The organism is Sulfurimonas sp. (assembly GCF_050296975.1).
In the GTDB taxonomy this organism is placed as follows: domain Bacteria; phylum Campylobacterota; class Campylobacteria; order Campylobacterales; family Sulfurimonadaceae; genus Sulfurimonas.
In genome coordinates, this window is record NZ_JBNKRX010000010.1 from 24,747 (window position 1) to 42,356 (window position 17,610).

18 protein-coding genes are annotated in these 17,610 nt (G+C 34.6%); 7 read left to right on the plus strand and 11 right to left on the minus strand.

The window, feature by feature from the left end:
• The first annotated feature begins 1 nt into the window (after window position 1).
• The 6 genes from purC to crcB are packed head-to-tail and all read left to right on the plus strand — an operon-like array spanning window position 2 to window position 3,727.
• Complete coding sequence (gene purC / locus ACQY56_RS02680; RefSeq protein ID WP_428738964.1) at window positions 2-715, plus strand: phosphoribosylaminoimidazolesuccinocarboxamide synthase; 714 nt, start codon at window positions 2-4, stop codon at window positions 713-715.
• A 21-nt stretch (window positions 716-736) separates the two neighbouring features.
• Window positions 737-976, plus strand: a complete 240-nt coding sequence (gene purS, locus ACQY56_RS02685) for a phosphoribosylformylglycinamidine synthase subunit PurS (RefSeq protein WP_428738965.1) — start codon at window positions 737-739, stop codon at window positions 974-976.
• Entirely contained in the window at window positions 976-1,650 is a 675-nt protein-coding gene (gene purQ, locus ACQY56_RS02690; protein ID WP_428738966.1) for a phosphoribosylformylglycinamidine synthase subunit PurQ, read from the plus strand. Before purS ends, purQ begins: the two co-directional genes overlap by 1 nt.
• Window positions 1,647-2,696: a hypothetical protein gene (locus ACQY56_RS02695; protein ID WP_428738967.1), complete on the plus strand. Its 1,050-nt coding sequence runs from the start codon at window positions 1,647-1,649 to the stop codon at window positions 2,694-2,696. The genes purQ and ACQY56_RS02695 overlap by 4 nt, the downstream gene beginning before the upstream one ends.
• On the plus strand, window positions 2,674-3,372 hold the full coding sequence (locus ACQY56_RS02700) for a lysophospholipid acyltransferase family protein (protein WP_428738968.1): 699 nt from the start codon (window positions 2,674-2,676) through the stop codon (window positions 3,370-3,372). Before ACQY56_RS02695 ends, ACQY56_RS02700 begins: the two co-directional genes overlap by 23 nt.
• Window positions 3,341-3,727, plus strand: coding sequence for a fluoride efflux transporter CrcB (crcB, locus tag ACQY56_RS02705; RefSeq protein WP_428738969.1), 387 nt, complete (start codon window positions 3,341-3,343; stop codon window positions 3,725-3,727). The genes ACQY56_RS02700 and crcB overlap by 32 nt, the downstream gene beginning before the upstream one ends.
• Here the strand turns inward: crcB and ACQY56_RS02710 are convergent.
• The 8 genes from ACQY56_RS02710 to ACQY56_RS02745 all read right to left on the minus strand — a co-directional run bounded on the left by ACQY56_RS02710 (window position 3,720) and on the right by ACQY56_RS02745 (window position 13,103).
• Window positions 3,720-4,289 (minus strand): ATP-binding cassette domain-containing protein, encoded by a 570-nt coding sequence (locus ACQY56_RS02710; protein WP_428738970.1) that lies wholly within the window; start codon window positions 4,287-4,289, stop codon window positions 3,720-3,722. The two genes, crcB and ACQY56_RS02710, sit on opposite strands and share 8 nt — an antisense overlap.
• A gap of 5 nt (window positions 4,290-4,294) precedes the next feature.
• Entirely contained in the window at window positions 4,295-4,990 is a 696-nt protein-coding gene (locus ACQY56_RS02715; RefSeq protein ID WP_428738971.1) for a dUTP diphosphatase, read from the minus strand.
• A 294-nt stretch (window positions 4,991-5,284) separates the two neighbouring features.
• The gene (locus ACQY56_RS02720; protein WP_428738972.1) at window positions 5,285-5,698 is read right to left on the minus strand and encodes a pyridoxamine 5'-phosphate oxidase family protein; all 414 of its coding nucleotides are present in this window, start codon (window positions 5,696-5,698) and stop codon (window positions 5,285-5,287) included.
• Window positions 5,698-5,916, minus strand: a complete 219-nt coding sequence (locus ACQY56_RS02725) for a hypothetical protein (protein ID WP_428738973.1) — start codon at window positions 5,914-5,916, stop codon at window positions 5,698-5,700. Before ACQY56_RS02725 ends, ACQY56_RS02720 begins: the two co-directional genes overlap by 1 nt.
• A complete protein-coding gene (locus tag ACQY56_RS02730; protein WP_428739899.1) occupies window positions 5,906-7,090 on the minus strand; it encodes a PatB family C-S lyase in 1,185 nt (394 codons plus the stop codon). Before ACQY56_RS02730 ends, ACQY56_RS02725 begins: the two co-directional genes overlap by 11 nt.
• A complete protein-coding gene (gene ovoA / locus ACQY56_RS02735) occupies window positions 7,087-9,198 on the minus strand; it encodes a 5-histidylcysteine sulfoxide synthase (RefSeq protein WP_428738975.1) in 2,112 nt (703 codons plus the stop codon). Before ovoA ends, ACQY56_RS02730 begins: the two co-directional genes overlap by 4 nt.
• 57 nt (window positions 9,199-9,255) lie before the next feature.
• Window positions 9,256-11,067: a hypothetical protein gene (locus ACQY56_RS02740; RefSeq protein WP_428738976.1), complete on the minus strand. Its 1,812-nt coding sequence runs from the start codon at window positions 11,065-11,067 to the stop codon at window positions 9,256-9,258.
• Window positions 11,068-11,150: 83 nt separating this feature from the next.
• A complete protein-coding gene (locus ACQY56_RS02745; protein ID WP_428738977.1) occupies window positions 11,151-13,103 on the minus strand; it encodes a PhoX family protein in 1,953 nt (650 codons plus the stop codon).
• A 148-nt stretch (window positions 13,104-13,251) separates the two neighbouring features.
• Between ACQY56_RS02745 and pgeF the strand changes: the two genes are divergently transcribed.
• On the plus strand, window positions 13,252-13,947 hold the full coding sequence (pgeF, locus tag ACQY56_RS02750) for a peptidoglycan editing factor PgeF (protein WP_428738978.1): 696 nt from the start codon (window positions 13,252-13,254) through the stop codon (window positions 13,945-13,947).
• 28 nt (window positions 13,948-13,975) lie between these two features.
• Here pgeF and dxs read toward each other — a convergent pair whose 3' ends face one another.
• Genes dxs through fliG form a run of 3 tightly spaced genes read right to left on the minus strand, consistent with a single transcriptional unit; the run spans window position 13,976 to window position 17,610 of the window.
• The gene (gene dxs, locus ACQY56_RS02755; RefSeq protein WP_428738979.1) at window positions 13,976-15,802 is read right to left on the minus strand and encodes a 1-deoxy-D-xylulose-5-phosphate synthase; all 1,827 of its coding nucleotides are present in this window, start codon (window positions 15,800-15,802) and stop codon (window positions 13,976-13,978) included.
• Window position 15,803: 1 nt separating this feature from the next.
• Window positions 15,804-16,577, minus strand: coding sequence for a flagellar assembly protein FliH (fliH, locus tag ACQY56_RS02760; protein ID WP_428739898.1), 774 nt, complete (start codon window positions 16,575-16,577; stop codon window positions 15,804-15,806).
• Window positions 16,578-16,581: 4 nt separating this feature from the next.
• Window positions 16,582-17,610 (minus strand): flagellar motor switch protein FliG, encoded by a 1,029-nt coding sequence (gene fliG / locus ACQY56_RS02765; RefSeq protein WP_428737767.1) that lies wholly within the window; start codon window positions 17,608-17,610, stop codon window positions 16,582-16,584.

Below are 17,610 nucleotides of genomic sequence, written 5' to 3' on the forward strand. Positions count from 1 at the left end.
AATGGAAAAAAAAGAACTTCTGTATGAAGGCAAGGCTAAAAAAATTTGGTCTACTGAAGATGCAAATCTTGTTATCTCTGAATTTAAAGATGATTTAACAGCGTTTAATGGTGAAAAAAAATCTAGTGAAGCTGGTAAAGGTGCACTCAATAACAAAATCTCAACAGAGTTATTTAAACTTTTAAGTGAGAAAGGGATCCCTACACACTTTGAAAAGATGTTAGATGACAACCATATGCTTCATAAAAAAGCCAATGTTATTCTAATTGAGGTAATTGTAAGAAATATAGCTACTGGATCACTCTCAAAAAACCTTGGTATTGAAGATGGGAAAGTGCTTCCATTTACACTTGTAGAGTTTGATTATAAAAATGATGCTTTAGGTGATCCAAAACTAAACGATCAACATGCACTTATTTTAGGTTTAGTTGAGTACCAAGATGAACTTGACAAAATTCGTAGAATGGCAAGACAGATCAACGATATCTTAAAACCTTACTTTGCAGCAAAAGGTCTTAATTTAGTAGATTTTAAATTGGAGTTTGGAAAAGACAAAGATGGGAACATCATCTTAATCGATGAGATCTCACCTGACAACTGCCGTTTCTGGGATGCAACAACTGGTGAAAAAATGGATAAAGACAGATTCCGTCAAGGTCTTGGTGGGTTAAAAATGGCTTACGAAGAAGTGCTCAACCGTATCTTAAACAAATAAATTCAAGGAAAAGACAAAATAATGAAAGCAATTGTAAACGTATCTTTAAAACAAGGTGTACTAGATTCTCAAGGAAAAGCTGTTCACCACGCACTCGACTCTCTTCATTTTAACGGTGTAGAAGATGTACGTGTTGGTAAACAAATTGTATTACAACTGAATGAATCTGACAAAGAAAAAGCTTTTAGCGAAGTAACAAAAATGTGTGAAGAGCTTTTAGCAAATACTGTTATTGAAGATTACGAGATCGAGCTAGTATAATGAAAGTTTCAATTTTACAATTTCCAGGTACAAACTGTGAATACGATACACAGTATGCATTTGAAAAGTTAGGCGCACAAACTGAGATCGTATGGCACAAATCTGAATCTATTCCGAATGATACTGACCTTTTAGTCGTTGCTGGTGGATTTTCTTATGGTGATTATCTTAGAAGTGGTGCAATTGCAAAGTTTTCACCTGTTATGAAAGCTGTAAAAACATACGCAGATAATGGTGGAAAAGTATTAGGCATCTGTAATGGTTTTCAAGTTTTAACAGAATCTCGTTTACTTCCAGGTGCACTCAAAAGAAATGAAAACTTACATTTCATCTCTAAACACCACCATTTAAAAGTTGAAAATAACGACAATGTATTTTTAGAAAAACTTCAAAATGGTGATATTGTAAATATTCCAATCGCTCACCATGATGGTAACTACTACATTGATGAAGCAGGTCTAGCAGAGCTTGAAGAAAATGGACAAATCCTCTTACGTTATAGCGATGCAAATGGTGAGATCTCAAACCCTAATGGAAGTGTAGCTTCTATTGCTGGTGTTTGTAATAAAGAAAAAAATGTATTTGGACTTATGCCACATCCTGAGCGTGCTATGGAAGCTGTTCTTGGCAGTGATGATGGCGTTAAAATGTTACAAGGATTTTTAGAGTCGTGATTCTAAGAGTTCTTTTTATTCTCTCTCTCATTGCTAATGCTTTGTTTGCCAACAAAGTGATTTACACGAGTTACGATCAAGTACCTCAGAGAGTAATAAAAGGACAAATTTTTGAAGTCACACTCAAGACACTTTCAACAGTTAGAGATTTTCAAGATATAGAGTATACTTTCTCTAACCATCCTGGAATTGAGATATTAGACACAACTCCCAATAGAGTGCAAAAAGGGAAGTTTTATTACGACACTTTTAAGCTCTATTTAAAATCCAGCGATGCTAAACTTCCAGATATTGAAGCTTCTCTTGTAGCTGATGTGTCATTTGATACAACTACAATCGTCGGAGATAAACTTAATGTTATCACTTTAAATCCTCAAAAAAACTTCTCAAATATCGTAGCAAATAATTTTGCTTTGAAAAACTATAAAACAATCAGTTATGATAATAAACATAACATTGTTATCTTCTCTGCAATAGCAACAAACTCTATGTTAGAAGCTATGCACTTTAAAAATGTTTTTAAACAAGGGATAGAGTCTATTGAGCAAACTCTTGGCGATTCGGAGATTACTTATTTTGTAGTAATAAATAAAAAATATGATAAGTTCTCTTTTTCTTATTTTAATATTTTACGCAATCAATTTGTGACTCTTGATATCCCTATAGTTGTTGAAGATGACAGTGTTACTACTCAAACTGATCTCAAACCAACAAATCAATCACATGAAAAAATAAAGATGTATATAGCTGCTGCTGTAAGTATATTGCTCTTTATTATCAGTATTTGGAGAAAAAAATATATTTATATAATTTTTTCTATAGTTCCAGTTGGATATATCTATCTTAGTGCTACACCGCAACAAAATATATGTATTAAACAAGGTGTTTCTATCCATCTGCTTCCTGTAGATAATGGAACAATTTTTGAAGTTACTCAGAGTCAAATTTATCTTCCACAAGAGGGAAGTGTTGAACGATATGTTAAAGTAAGACTTGAAAATGAAAAAATAGGTTGGGTAAAGAATGAAGATACTTGCTCGAATTAATTGGTTTTTTGCCACACTAATCATCTTTAGCGCACTTGCACTCTCTATACTTTTGCACTTTGTTTTACCAAGACCATATCCAAGAAAAATATCCTCTTGGTTTATTCGCCTTACTACTTTTTTCACAACAACTATTAAAGGTGAAGAAGCAGAAGATGCACAGATGTTTCTTATCAATCACCAAAGTGATTTAGACATAGGTGTGATGGAAACTATTACAAAAAAAGATCTCACTTGGGTTGCAAAAAAAGCACTTTTTCAAGTTCCTTTTTTTGGTCTTGCAATGAGACTTCCTGAAGATATAGAGATAGAACGTGAAAGTAAAACATCACTTGTCAAATTACTGAAAGCTACAAAAGACAGACTCTCAAAAAAGAGAGTTATTACAATGTTCCCAGAGGGAACTCGCTCACGTTCTAAAAGAATGTTACCATTTAAAGCTGGAGCAAAAGTAATCGCAGATAAATATCAACTAAAAGTACAACCAATAGTGCTTGTAGATACTGCAGGTTGTTACGATATTAAAACATTTTTTTATATGCCAAAAAATATCACAGTAATCTACTTAGAGTCTTTTATAGCTGATAAAGGCAATCCAGATTGGTTAAATAACTTACGAGATACTATGCAAAAGGTTTATGATGATGAGTTGGCAAACGCTTCTAGCAATCGGTAGTGGTGGTTTTATAGGAGCAGTTTTACGTGCCTATCTAAATGGTGTAATTTCACATAGACTCCCTCACGAACTCCCTTTTGGAACACTAGGAGTTAATCTTCTTGGAAGTTTTATAATGGGATGTTTGGTAGCTTATTTTGCACACGCTTCACTTCCTGTACAGTTTAAATCATTTCTCTCAACTGGAATACTTGGTGCACTTACAACCTATTCCACTTTTGCAATGGAAAGTTTTTTACTCATTCAGGGTGGAAGTTTTGCTCTAGCTTTTGCAAATATGGCACTCAATCTTTTTGGAACTATTTTAATGGCAGGAAGTGGATACTATTTGTTCAACTCACTTCTTGCTAAATAGCAATAATTTCATCGCTACACCACGACGCTAAATCCAAATCATGAGTGATAAGTAACATCCCCATTTTATCTAAATGTTTCATCAACATTTTCATCACATCAAGTTGAATAACATTATCAAGTGCAGAAGTTGGTTCATCTAAAAGAAGTAAATCTGGTTTCATTAAAATTGCGCGCAGTATTGAAGCACGTTGCAATTGTCCACCTGAGAGTTGATGGGGCAACTTTTCTAAAAGCTCTTTTTCTAAATTAAGCACCTCTAAATAGTGTTCTAACTCAGTGAGTGATGCTACATCTTTTATCTGATTAAGTATCGTATAACTTGGATGAAAAGAGCTGTAAGGGTCTTGAAATACTTGAGAGATTTTAGTAGTTTTTACACTCCCTTGAAGTGGTTTTAAATTCCCTAAAATAAGCTCAAATATTGTACTTTTTCCAGCTCCGCTCTCACCTGTAATTGATTTTAATTCACCCTTTTTTAAAGAGAGATTGAGATCACTAAAAAGAATTTTATCTTTTGAGTATCCAAACTCTAAATCTTTTAACTCTAAAATTGTTTCCATCGCACCTATTTTACTAATGCATGGTAAAGTTTTGTAAGTTCTTTATAAAGAGCATCTGGTTTTACATCTGGGTTTTCCTCCCAAATACGCTTCATAACTACATTATCTTCTTCCCCATCCCATACCTTAACATAAGAGCCATCTTTGTAACCATTGTCTTGACGGAATTGATTGAGAATATTTTTTCCAACATACAAACGATAGAGTGTGTCTAAATTTAATCCACTCATTTTTACAAGTTCAAAGAAAGCAACAAGTAATGCATTCAAATCTAGTGTCTCTTTAGATAAAGATAAACTCATAATAGTTTCTACTTTTGTCATTATCTCTTTGTCTATTGCAAAATTGTCTACATCACTATGCTCAATCATTGAAAGTGCATCAAAATCTGAGATCATCATAGCGATATCTTCTATGCCACCTTTGAGCTCTTGGCTATAGTTTTCAATAGCAAGTGACATTATAAAATGCCAAACATCAACTACTTCTATCTGAAGATTTGCCCAATCTGGTTCTTGATAGATATTTTTCCAATGTTTCCATGAAAAACTGTCAATCATCTCTGCACATTCCATATATATACAGCGTCTCCAGTTGATCTCTTTATCATTTTTTGTAGTACCTTTTGTCCACTCTTCACCATTTGTAGCATCGTTGAGTTGGTTTTGCAGTTGTAGCATTAAAAGAATTTTACTGTTCATATTTTCTCTCGTCTTTCTTGATTAAACTTCTTATAACATTATAGGCGAAATGCCTAGACCAACAGGAGGATTTGCCATTGAGTCTATAATGTTATAAGAAGTAAGAGTTTTATTGTACAATAGCGTTCATAAAAGAAAGTATAAGTATGAAAAGAATTAACTGTAAAAGATGTAAATACTATTTTGTTACTTGGGAAGCTAGTCAACCCCACGGATGCAAAGCATACGGTTTTAAATCAAAACAATTACCCTCACAAGTAGTTCGCTCTAGCAGCGGTAATGATTGTTCTTTATTTATGGCCAAATAACCTTTTTTCCAAATCCAAGTCTATTATCAGTCAACTTAAAAAAATTTACCTCTATAACCCACAGTTTTGGTTGCATTGCAAGTGCGTAGGGAAAAGTTTTAAAGTAGAGTTTTGAGAACTCTTTATTTTCATTTTCAGAAATTATCCCTCGAAATTGTAAACCTTGAATTTTACCAATCTCTTTTGTTTCAAGAAGTATATTTCCAGCAATCTTATTATTTTTTTTAATCTGCCCAATATGTAGAGTATCATCACTACTAGCAACTACAAAAACTCGACTCTTAGGCTCGTAAGCATAAAATAGACTACATGCACTTATAACTTCATCATCATGTGTAGCAAGTGTAAGCACATGATGCTCATAAATGAAACTATCGATTTTTTCTAGATCGTCAGCCATTAAATCTTATAAAGGATATTTTCCAATCCTTCTGCATCTGTAATATTACGTTTATCAAGCATCATCTGCCCTATGTCATCTTCTCTTAAAGCATCGTAAATATCATGAGGGTTTGTCATATTATAGTAACTTTTTAAAAACTCCAGTGTAATCTCAAAGTTATCATTTCTCACACTGTGTTGTTTATGCTCTTTAAACGCATCCCAGTCAATAACCATTTTTTATTTCCTTTTTTAAGGCAATTTGCAATTGTGAAATTATTTGCATCATTTTAGCAGATGACACTGCAAAATTCAAGCGCATAAACCCTCTTCCAGCTTTACCAAAACTAAGTCCTGCACTCAATCCCAGTTTTGCTTCATTTACAAACCACTCACGAAGAGCTTTATTGTTTTTTTGCATACCATTGCAATCTAACCATGCAAGGTAAGTTCCCTCTATTGGTGTAACTGAAATCAATTCACTATATTTTTGACATAATTCATCTAACATTTTGTAGTTTTGATACAGATGTATTTTTAACTCTTCCAACCACTGAGAGCCATTTTTATAAGCACTTTCAAATGCTACATGACTCAAAACATTTCCTTGTGCAAAATGGACGTTGTCATACGCTTTTTGAAATGGCTCTTGTAAGTTTTTTGGTACAACTATCGTACTTATTGCAAAACCAGCCATATTAAACGTTTTTCCAACTCCTATAGCTGTAATAGTTCTGTTTTTTGCACCCTTTAAAGAGCTAAATGGGATATGTTTATTTTCTCCATATACTAAATCACAATGTATCTCATCTGAAAATATTAAGATATTATGCTCTATACATATAGCTAAAAGTGCTTCTAGTTCTTCCTTCCTCCATACACGTCCAACTGGATTGTGCGGAGATGAGAGCAAAAGTAATTTTGTTTTTGGTGTTATTTTTGAGCGTAAATCATCAAAATCAAATGTATATGTTTTATCTTCCAATTGTTTCAGAGGATTTATAATTACACCCCTTTGCATATGTGTAGGTGCATGAAAAAAAGGTGGATAGATAGGAGTTTGAACAATCACCTCATCCCCAACTTCACTCAAAGCTTCAATCACAACCTGCATAGAAGCCACAACAGAGTGAGAGTAAAAAATATCATCCACTTCATACACTACACCATGATGTTTTTTCATCCACTCAATCTGAGCTATTTTTGCCGAATCTGGGAACTCTTCATACCCGATAATTGGATGTTCTAAGCGTTTTTTTACACTTTCTAAGACAAAATCAGGTGTATCTATATCCATATCTGCCACCCATACTGGTAACACATCTTCTGTGCCAAACAGCTCTTCTCTTAGTGTATATTTCTCTGCATTTGTATTATTTCGATCTGCACTTTTTGTAAAATCGTATTTCACTTTTTTCTCCAAACACTTACCTCTGCGATATTGTGTTGATATTTTCTTTTTGTCTCTGGAATTATAAACTCTAAATCTTCAATAGCTATAAGCTCAAATGAACTCGCTAAAATTTGTTTCAAGCTCTGTAGTGTAGTGACTTCATCACCATTTTTATCATAATAGCCACCTAACCAAAACTCTTTTTGCGTTGATTCTTCTTGCCAAGTATATGGAGATGTAATCATCAAAATCCCATCTTTATTTAATCTACTTGCAACATCCTCTAAAAAGAGCTTTGGATTATATAGTCTATCTATCAAATTTGTCGCTAAAATAAGGTCATAGTTTTTAAAATGTGGTTTTAAATTGCATGCATCTCCCTGCCAAAAACTCACTTTATATTTTACATCTTCATACCCTAACGCTTTGAGTGAAACAGTTCTTTTTTCTGTGATATCACCTTCTTGTTTTACCTTATAAGCGATTTTTCTACTCTCTTGAAGTTTTACACCAATACCGATAAAACGAACTGAAAAATCTATCCCCTCAACCTTATCAAAAGTATGAGCCAATTCAAAACTAGCCCTACCTGTTGCACATCCAAGATCAAGTGCTTTTGTAGTGTTAATAGTGTATTTTTTTGCAATCTTGGCACAACTAAGTGCAAAATTTTTCACTCCAAAATAAGTTTCTCCATACTGAAATTCACAGTAGTGAGCGACTAGTTCATCTGTTTCATAGATATTGTCATTATTCTGTTCATTTTCACTCAAAACATAGCGAAAACCAGCGTGTTGAAAAAAATGTCGTCTAAATGCATAGCGAGAGTACTTCATAATCAAGTTTCCCGTACTTGCAAATGATGAGCCAAGAATTAAAGCGTGTTTTTCATCAAAAGTTGGGGTTGAAAAATCATCATATGCCTCATGTGGCTCAAATCCATCAAAGCCACGAATAGGGGTGCGGCTCCATTGCCATACATTGCCGATCAAATCATAAATAACACTCCCATTTTTCAAAGCAAAACTGAACTGATCCACTGGACAACTAGAACTATAATGGTAAAAATTTATATTTGCTGAGCTTTCGTGTAACTCTGGCACATCTTGCAAATTTGATTGCTCATACATAGCCATATACTCTGCTTCACTTGGAAGTATGTAATTTTTCCCATCTTTTTTAGACTTGTAGTTACAAAAAGCTTCCGCCTCTAAAGCGTTTACATCAACAGGCCAATTTAGTGGCAGAGGGATGATATTTGTAAAAGCTCTGTAGTTGTAACCACCCTTTGTTTTGATCCAAAAATGGGGATGTTTCGCACCACTTCTTTGTAAAAACTCTTTACCCTCATCACTCCAATACTCTTTACTTTCATATCCACCAACTTCAACAAACTCTAAAAACTCTTCATTACTTACTAAATATTTTGACACCTGAAACGACTCTATATCCTCTTCATAATCTCCATACTCGTTATCCCAGCCATAAAGAGGATGCTGTTTTGACTTGCCTAGTTTTACTTTTGCACCATCAATCTTTATCATTATATTTTGTGGTGCAGGTGCACTATTTTGACAAAGTATAAAATCATCATTTTCACAAATAAATTCGATCGGCATTTGACGATGCAGTACAGATGATGTCTCTATATGTATACGCTCATGCTCAATCCCCATGAGTATAATCCACATGGCAGAATCTTGCGTGATTGGCAGTGTAAAGTCCAATGTATCGATCAAAGAATTTATAAGCTTTCTTACTTGATCTCTATACTCGCGAACCTCATTCACTTTTGGCCAGACATAGTTCGATTCACGCATATCATCCCAAGTCATCTCATCTACACCAATAGCAAAGAGCGATTCATATTCAGGATTGATTCGCTGAGTAATGATCTTCATTAAAATAAGTTTATTTATAAAAAAAGTTGCTGTATGCCCAAAATAAAAGATCATAGGATGACGTGTTGACTCAGACTTTTTATAAAATACCTCATCATCTTTTAGTATTTCAAAAAGTTTTTCAAAAAGATCGTAACTGTTATTGAAGTACTTTTTAATCTCTTGACGTTTTGCCTCAACATCAGTCCCATCTAACCTTGGAGGGAATAGACTTAACTTACTCACACATTACCCTTTATTTTGATAAAGTTTATTTTATCATTTTAAAGAGTATATGCAAATTTAATACTTAAGCGCCTCTATTTGTGTATCTTCATCAATGGTTATCTCTTCATACACATTGGTTACAGGAGCTATATGAGCATCGCGTCCGTAGATGTAACTTTGCTCCTCTACGATAACTTTATATGCTTTATCAAGCTGTAGTGCTCTTTGTACAGATGGTAAAAGTAGGTATGAGATATCTGTAGCAATTTTTTGTGATTCAGTTGTATTTACACTTCCATTTGCATCAAAAAACTTCTCCATCACCTCATCGTTTGATCTAAACTCATCCCCTGCATGGTTTTGCTCTAAATAGAGTTGATACTCTTGGCGTCCATCTTTTGTAAGTGGCTCTGCTATACCACTTAAACCATTTGCATCTTGACTCCAGTGATACCACCCTTGCATCGTCGCATTATGATCAAACTTACGCTGGAATACAAATGTACTATCTGCAATAGCCCCTATACCACTATGACACCCTATACAGTACTGTGTCTCTTCATAATTTTGTGGACGAAGTTCACCAATCTCATCTTCGATAAATCCTTGATATACCCAACCTAAATTATTTGACGCTCCATACTCACTATTACCTATGATTGTTCGTAATCTATCTGGAAAGTCATCTTTCTCTTTGATCTCTGCCAAACTTGCATTTCTTAAATTTGCATACGTTAACCAATACAATTTTTTAGCATATCGTAGCTCTTTCATTCTTGGAGCCATTGTTACACTTTGATTATCATCGCTTATATCTATATAACGAACTGAGTGTAAAAATTCTGTATTTTTTGGATATAACCCTGGAGCTATTAAATACTCATTTGTCACTAAAAGTGCTTTTGCAGCCCCAACATAACTCATAGAAAAGTTCTCAATTTTCCCAGTTCCTGAATTGTATGTAGGTTTTACCCATTTAAACACGATTGTATTTGCTGTATCAAGAGTACCATTTTGATTAAGATCAACTCCATATACATTTTCATCTACACTATCAATAGAAACATCTTTCTTCTTTATTAATGCCTCGACAATCGAAAGGTTCAGTTTATATACCTCTTTATTAAAAGTTCCATTTTCATCCTCTTGAAACACATCTGCTAAACGGATAAGCACATCATCAGTGCTTCCATTTGTCGGCCAAAAAGTTCCTAAAAATGGATAATATGCAAAAGCACGCCAACCAGTATAATCTCCACTAGAGTTTTTATCAAACCCCTCATCATCAAAGTTAAAATAACAATCTGGCACATACCCATTCCATACGCCATTACCTGTATAGTCCCACGCATCTGGCAAGTTATATTTGAGTTTATTTGCTAAAAGAATCTGCCCTTTTTGCATATAATTATTTTCACGTACATAACTTAAAATCTCTTCATCACTTATTTGACTCACTAAAGAAGTCCTATCTTTAAAAAGATTTGTAAAACGATTTGTAGCTGTATACTCCCCAAAAGATCTTGTCTCTTGTAAATCCCAATCATCTATATAGTTTGGTTCATTTGAGTTAATATGGCATGTAAAACATGGATTATGTACTGTGCCATTTGCATCAACAGTTTTTGTATAACATTGACTTGTTACATATGCCCCTTTATTATTTAAAGATGTAGTTCTATTGAAATCAACTTCAATTGGAGTTATATTTCGTGTGTTATAAAGTGACTGGTTTGTCTCATATGTTGCAAGAGTTTGTGTCGAATTTTGTTCTTGAGTTGTGTTTTCTTCTTGTGTTGAATTCTGCTCTGTAGTATTTGTACTTTCACCACAACTAATCAAACAAAGTGTTAAAGCACTTAATATTAAGAATATAAAATATCTCATCTTTTCTCCTTGTTCAAAAGTAACCCTTTAGAGGTGCCCTTTACTCTTGAAAAAAGAGAAAGGGGCAAATGCCCCTTTAAGTTTTACCAGTTGATAAATGGTCCAACTACACCAACAGAGGATTGTTTTTGTGTAGCACTTGCTTCAGTAGATAATGAATAATCAACATCACTTGAACTAACCTCACCAAATGGGTGCTGTGTAACTAGACTTAAGTATCCAAATCCATTGATATCTTCATACCAAAATGGTGATGTAGTTTCAGAACCATATGGAGTTGAAACAATACGAGTTAAGTTTTTAGTTTTTACATCATATGACCATACAAAGTCATTTGGATGTTTACCTGTATCTTCACCAATGATAAGAGTATTTTTTCCATCTAAGAAAGTAAGGTTATCTGGATTAGCAATACTGTTGATTGAACAAGTATACGCTTCATAATCACTTCCCTCTGCATAACTAGATGCTTTTCCAATTATCTCTGCTTGAGTATTTTTTACAACGTATGAACTATCGATCTCTGTATCATCAGTATCTACAGGTGTTTCACTTGCTCCTGCAACTTCTAATGCGTATACTACACCACAACTGTTTTTAGCAAGTCTAATATCATTATTCCCACCGTTATCTTGTGATGAACCATCTTCCATCCCTTTTTTCACTTCACTCATTGCTACATAAAGGATTCCATCTTGCGCGTTATAAGTGATACCCTCTTCTTTTCTAAACTCAGTTGTAGCACCTAAAACTGCTGCATATCTTCTTGTTTCTAAGAATGCTGCTGCTGTTTCTTGACCAGTTTTAACTTTTAAACATTCTGCACCCATTGCAGTATTTACCGCTGTAAAACCTTCTGTAGGACACTCATAAGAGGAATTCATATCTTCTGTATCAAAAATATCGCTAAATACTGGCTGGGCTGCTACAAGTGCTTTGATTGTTGCATCATCAGAGTGACCAAGTCTTATCCACTCAATATCTGCACTACCACCATCAGTACCAACTGCTGATGTTTGTACCCATTTAGCAGCGTAAAGTGTACCTGCACTTAAGTCTTGTGTCGTATCAGCTACATACATAAAAAAGCCAACATTTGTACCATCATCTGACATATATACAGTTCTCTCATCAGGCATAACATATGCAAGTTCCCATGCAGCACGTCCCATAGAGAAGTGTTTTGTATAACTATATACTGGAGTATCTGCTGAAGCATCAATACTTACCTCTGGAATATATCCATAGTAGTAAGGGTTATTATTGGCATCTGCATTTGAATTATTTTCATCATTCCAGTAGTATTTAGTAACTTCATCATAATACGAGTTACCTGTAAGCATTGTTGTAGTATTTAAATCTTCTTCAACAGTTCTTGCATCTGGTTCATACTCCTCACTTCCTAAGTGTGACTCCCATGGAGTTGTTACACCAGCACAGTGAACCCAACCACCAAAACCATCTTTTTGACTGATATAAGTTAATGAATCATCAAGAACTGCTAACTCACCAGTAGTACTGTCTTGACTAAGCTCCATACCATACATAGCACCCACTTCACACTCAAATTGACTTACCATAAAGATACGTCCACTTTGTTGAATAATAGAAGAGTGATCAAGTCCAGAACCAAGAGCATTACCATTGGCACCATCACAAATAAATGGACTAGCATCAGAATATGTAATTGCAGTATCTGTTGAATCTTTTAAAAGACCAAAAGTTTCACCATTGTTTGTAGTACTCGCAGAGATAAGTTTTGTAAAACCTATAGTGTCAGTATTTCCATTTTCATACTCAACACTTGTAGATGTACGGATACTCATCTTCTGAGTTGTTGTTGTAGGTACACTTAACTCATCAAACTTTAGTGTAACAGTTCCAGCATCAGTTCCATCCGTTCCATCAGTACCATCGCTACCATCAACACCTGCTGTTCCATTCGTCCCATTTGTTCCATTAGTACCATCAGTACCGCAACCAGTTAATGTTCCAATCAATAGTAAAGCTGCCGCTAAACTTAACCACTTTTTCATTTTTATTCCTTTTTTGAGTTTTCAATGGAATCTTATTTATTATTTGTTACTAAATGTCTACATATCAAATACAAAACCATTACATGCAGTTACAAAATGACAACAAAGCAATATTTTTAGATAAAAACATTCTGCTATAATTATCTTTATGCAAATAGAACAAAAATCTTTAATACTCTTTACAGATAAACTTGATGGTAATGTTGCATTCCATGTTGAAGATGATCTTAATTGTGTATTGTCAAATCATGAAGTCTTGGCGCTTAGACACAACTATGACCTCTCAAAACTAGTACATATGAAACAGATTCACTCTAGTGTTGTTCATGTGGTCGAGGATGGTGATGATTTTGAAAACCCACCTACTTGTGATGCACTTATCACAGATAAAAAACATATACCTTTAATGGTGATGGTTGCAGATTGTAGCCCTGTAGTTTTTTATGACCCTATTAAAGAAGTTATTGCGGTAGCTCACTCTGGACGTGCTGGAACATTCGCAAATATTACAAAAAATGTTATTGATCGATTTACAACTTTATATAAAAGTGATGTCAGCGATATTGAGGTAACAATTGGAGCTGCTATTGGAGAATGTTGCTATGAAGTGGGTTTAGAGATCGTAGAGGAAGCAAATAAGTTAGGTTTTTCTTATGCTATCACGCAAAAAGATGAAAGTTACTACTTAAACATTCCCACTATCTTAGAAAAACAACTCAAAGAGCTAGGGGTTACAAACTATCAAATCTCTGGGGAGTGTACATGCTGTAATACAGACAAGTACTACTCTTATAGAGCTGAGGGAAAAACAGGAAGGTTTTGTGCGATTGTAGAGTTACGTTAAGCTTTAGACTTCTCATATCTTTGTATGGTTATGAAAGAAGTCTATTTACTTTTTTAACTAATTGTTCTGGGAGTAGTCCTAAAGACTCCTCAACAAGTTTTGTATTTCCATGTGTAATGAACTTATCTTCATACTCAAAACTCACTACTTTTACATCATCAAGCGATTCTTGTGCTAAAAACTCTTGTATAGCACTACCTACACCACCCATTTTTGCACTCTCAGAAAATACAAACCATTTTTTGTGCTTTTGTGCAAGTGTACGTAACATCTCTTCATCAAGTGGTTTTACAAAACGAAGGTCTAAGACGGCTACATCTTCTTGTAAAAGAGCTGCTGTTTGTGCTGCACGTCCTACTCCATTTCCATAGCCTATGAAGAGAACATCTGAATTACTTGATTGTACCAATTGTGACTTCCCTAACTCAAACGGTTGTGACTCCGCCAATGTATCACATAACATAAAAGAGCCCCTAGGGTAACGAATGGTACAAGGGTGGCGATACTCGTGTGCAAATCCCATTGCTTGATGAAAACTTTTTTCATCTCTTGGAGCTAAAAGTGTCATATTTGGAATAGCTCTTAAATACGATACGTCAAAAACTCCTTGGTGCGTTTCTCCATCTTCACCTACTATACCAGCACGATCAAGTGCAAATACTACTGGCAAATCCATTAAACAAGTATCATGAATTACTTGGTCATATGCACGTTGTAAAAATGTAGAATAAATTGTACAAAACGGCTTAAAACCCTCTTTTGCTAATGCTGATGCGGAAGTTACTGCATGTTGTTCAGCAATTGCGACATCCCAAAAACGCTCTGGATATTTCTCCATAAGTGGGCTCAGCCCTGTCCCACTTGGCATTGCAGCCGTCATACCCACTACTTTTTCATCTTTATCAGCAAGATTCATTAAAGCTTCTGTATAAATTTGTGTTGCTGATTTTGCAGAGGATTTTTTTGCACTATTTCCACTATCGATATCAAAAGGACCAACCCCATGCCATTTTTCCTCTTGTCCCTCAGCTATTTCATACCCTTTTCCTTTAAGGGTTTGCGCATGAATAATAACAGGTTTTTTCAAGTTTTTTGCAGTTTGAAAGATATCTATAAGTTGTGCTAAATTATGCCCATCAACTGGACCAATATAATCGATCCCCATCTCCTCAAACATAATTCCAGGAGTAACTAACTTTAAAGATTCCTCCATACGTTTAGCGATATAGCGAGCACCATCTCCAAAATTATCTACAAAATTTTCAGTATGTTTTTTAAATCTTTGATAAAAAGGACTAGCCATAGCAGAAGAGAGCATTCTACTGACTGCCCCTATCGGTTTAGCGATCGACATCTCATTATCATTTAAAATGATAACCATTGGATATTTACGATCACCGAGTTCATTTAAGGCTTCATACACCATACCAGCTGTCATTGAACCATCACCAATCATAATAACTGGTACACGTTTATCTTGCTCATTTTTAAGAGCTATAGCTTTTGCAGCACCAACACCTAAAGAGATCGAAGTAGAACTATGCCCTGCAACAAAATAATCATCCGCGCTTTCACTTGGTTTTGTATAGCCACTTATACCACCAAAAGTTCTAAGTGTATGAAATTCTTCCCATCTACCTGTTAAAAGTTTATGGGCGTAAGATTGGTGAGATACATCAAAAATAAAAGGATCTTTTTTACTATCAAATACTTTATGCATTGCAACAATTAACTCTGTTGCACCAAGTGTTGAGCTTAAATGTCCACCATTTTTACTAACAACTTTTAAAATCTCTTCTCTTATATCAGCACAAAGAGCTTCAAGCTCTTCAATACTTTTGTCTTTAACATTCATGTTACTCACTTAAAGCTGCTTTTTTTACTTTCTCAAATCTTTTTTGTATTTGCGAATCAACATTTCCAGCATCACTAAGTACAACAACACCACCTTCACTAATAGCGCCATCAGAAATTACTGTAACGTTTTGCAAAGCACCTAGATGTTGTGATACTACACTATGATCTTTTGGATGCACCTTTAAAGTTATTTTAGCTGCACCTTGTAAATCTTTTATAAGCTCATCACTGAGTGCTTTGGCTATATCATTTGAATTTTGAGAAACTTCAACTTTTATAACTTCTTGAGCAACATCAATAGCTGCTAGAACAAGTTCACTCTTTAAAGACTCTACTGAACTTTTAAATTCATCTGCTGCACTCTCAAGTTTTTTGATGGAATCTTCATAAAGTGTTTTAGTGTTTTGCAACTCTTCTTGAATGTGTTCTTGTGTCTGTTTTACACCAGTCTCTAATCCTTCGGCAAATGCATCCTCTTTTGCTTTTTGAAGTTGTGCAGCAAACTCTTCCTCTTTTTCTTCAAGTTTCATCTGTAACTTGATAAAGTTAGAAGACATCTCATCAGTTTTTTTCATTAAAGATTCAATCAAAGAATCTTTAGTTCCTGAGCTTAACGCACTTGAATCTATCTTCTCATCTGCTAATTGTGGTTCAACACTTACTGTAGGTTCTTCCTCATGATTTTCATCTTTTGTACCAAAAGCAATCACTTTAAAATTGTATTTGTTAACATTATGTTTTTCAATTAAATCACTAGAAATTACAGTTGCCATAACACTACTCTACCATCTCTTCAGTTGAACCCATTTGGATAGTTCCAGCTTCAGCTAATTGATTAACAACTTCAACAATTTTACGCTGAGCTGCTTCAACATCTTTCATTTTAACAGCACCCATAAATTGCATCTCTTCTTCAAATGCCTCTTGTGCTCTTGTACTCATAGCAGAGAAGAATTTCTCTTTTAACTCTTCTGGTGCAGATTTCATTGCAAGCATTAAATCTGCTTTGTCGATTGCTTTTAATATCTCTGCAATTGCATTTTTATCTAACGTTACAATATCTTCAAAAGTAAACATCATCTCTTTAATGAGTGTCGCTAACTCTTCATCAACTTGCTCAATTGTAGCTAACGTAGCTTTAGAAGATTTCGCACCTAAACGGTTAAAGATATCAGCAACCGCACGAGTTCCCCCAACTTCAACTTTGTATGATGCAAGAGATTCAAGTTTAGATTCAAGCACAGCAGAAACACGTTTGATAACTGATGGTGAAATATCCCCAAGTTTTGCCATTCTCATTGCAACTTCACTACGTAAATCATCTGGGAAATATTGCAGGGTATCTGCAGCTTCAGTTGCATCCATATGCGCTAAAATCAGTGCAATCGTTTGTGGATGCTCATTTAAAATAAAGTCTGAAAGCTGTTGTGGTTTAATTTTTGAAAGATAAGAGAAGTTTTGTGTACTTTGCATAGATTTACTTAATTTATCAAGTACTTTTTTCGCTTCTTCAGGACCTAGTGTTTTGTAAAGAAGTTCACGAGCATACTCCATACCACCAGTTGTAAGGTATTGACCTGATTGAAAAATAGCATGAAACTCTTCAAGCACTGATGTGGCTATAGCTCTATCTATACTTTTATTTGCTGCAATATATTTTGATATCTCTGTAATAGCTTCAACATCCATAGCTGTAAAAATAGCTGATGTCGTCTCTTCTCCAAGTTGTAATAATAATATGGCAATTTTCTCAGCCATACTCATCTCATCAAAAAAAGCCTGTTGTTGTTGTGTTAAGGTTGCCAT

Bases quoted from the DNA above. Each gene is read 5' to 3' on its own strand.
- purC (WP_428738964.1), top strand. From the start codon at position 2: ATGGAAAAAAAAGAACTTCTGTATGAAGGCAAGGCTAAAAAAATTTGG.
- purS (WP_428738965.1), top strand. From the start codon at position 737: ATGAAAGCAATTGTAAACGTATCTTTAAAACAAGGTGTACTAGATTCT.
- purQ (WP_428738966.1), top strand. From the start codon at position 976: ATGAAAGTTTCAATTTTACAATTTCCAGGTACAAACTGTGAATACGAT.
- ACQY56_RS02700 (WP_428738968.1), top strand. From the start codon at position 2,674: ATGAAGATACTTGCTCGAATTAATTGGTTTTTTGCCACACTAATCATC.
- crcB (WP_428738969.1), top strand. From the start codon at position 3,341: ATGAGTTGGCAAACGCTTCTAGCAATCGGTAGTGGTGGTTTTATAGGA.
- ACQY56_RS02710 (WP_428738970.1), bottom strand. From the start codon at position 4,289: ATGGAAACAATTTTAGAGTTAAAAGATTTAGAGTTTGGATACTCAAAA.
- ACQY56_RS02715 (WP_428738971.1), bottom strand. From the start codon at position 4,990: ATGAACAGTAAAATTCTTTTAATGCTACAACTGCAAAACCAACTCAAC.
- ACQY56_RS02720 (WP_428738972.1), bottom strand. From the start codon at position 5,698: ATGGCTGACGATCTAGAAAAAATCGATAGTTTCATTTATGAGCATCAT.
- ACQY56_RS02725 (WP_428738973.1), bottom strand. From the start codon at position 5,916: ATGGTTATTGACTGGGATGCGTTTAAAGAGCATAAACAACACAGTGTG.
- ACQY56_RS02740 (WP_428738976.1), bottom strand. From the start codon at position 11,067: ATGAGATATTTTATATTCTTAATATTAAGTGCTTTAACACTTTGTTTG.
- ACQY56_RS02745 (WP_428738977.1), bottom strand. From the start codon at position 13,103: ATGAAAAAGTGGTTAAGTTTAGCGGCAGCTTTACTATTGATTGGAACA.
- pgeF (WP_428738978.1), top strand. From the start codon at position 13,252: ATGCAAATAGAACAAAAATCTTTAATACTCTTTACAGATAAACTTGAT.
- dxs (WP_428738979.1), bottom strand. From the start codon at position 15,802: ATGAATGTTAAAGACAAAAGTATTGAAGAGCTTGAAGCTCTTTGTGCT.
- fliH (WP_428739898.1), bottom strand. From the start codon at position 16,577: ATGGCAACTGTAATTTCTAGTGATTTAATTGAAAAACATAATGTTAAC.
- fliG (WP_428737767.1), bottom strand. From the start codon at position 17,610: ATGGCAACCTTAACACAACAACAACAGGCTTTTTTTGATGAGATGAGT.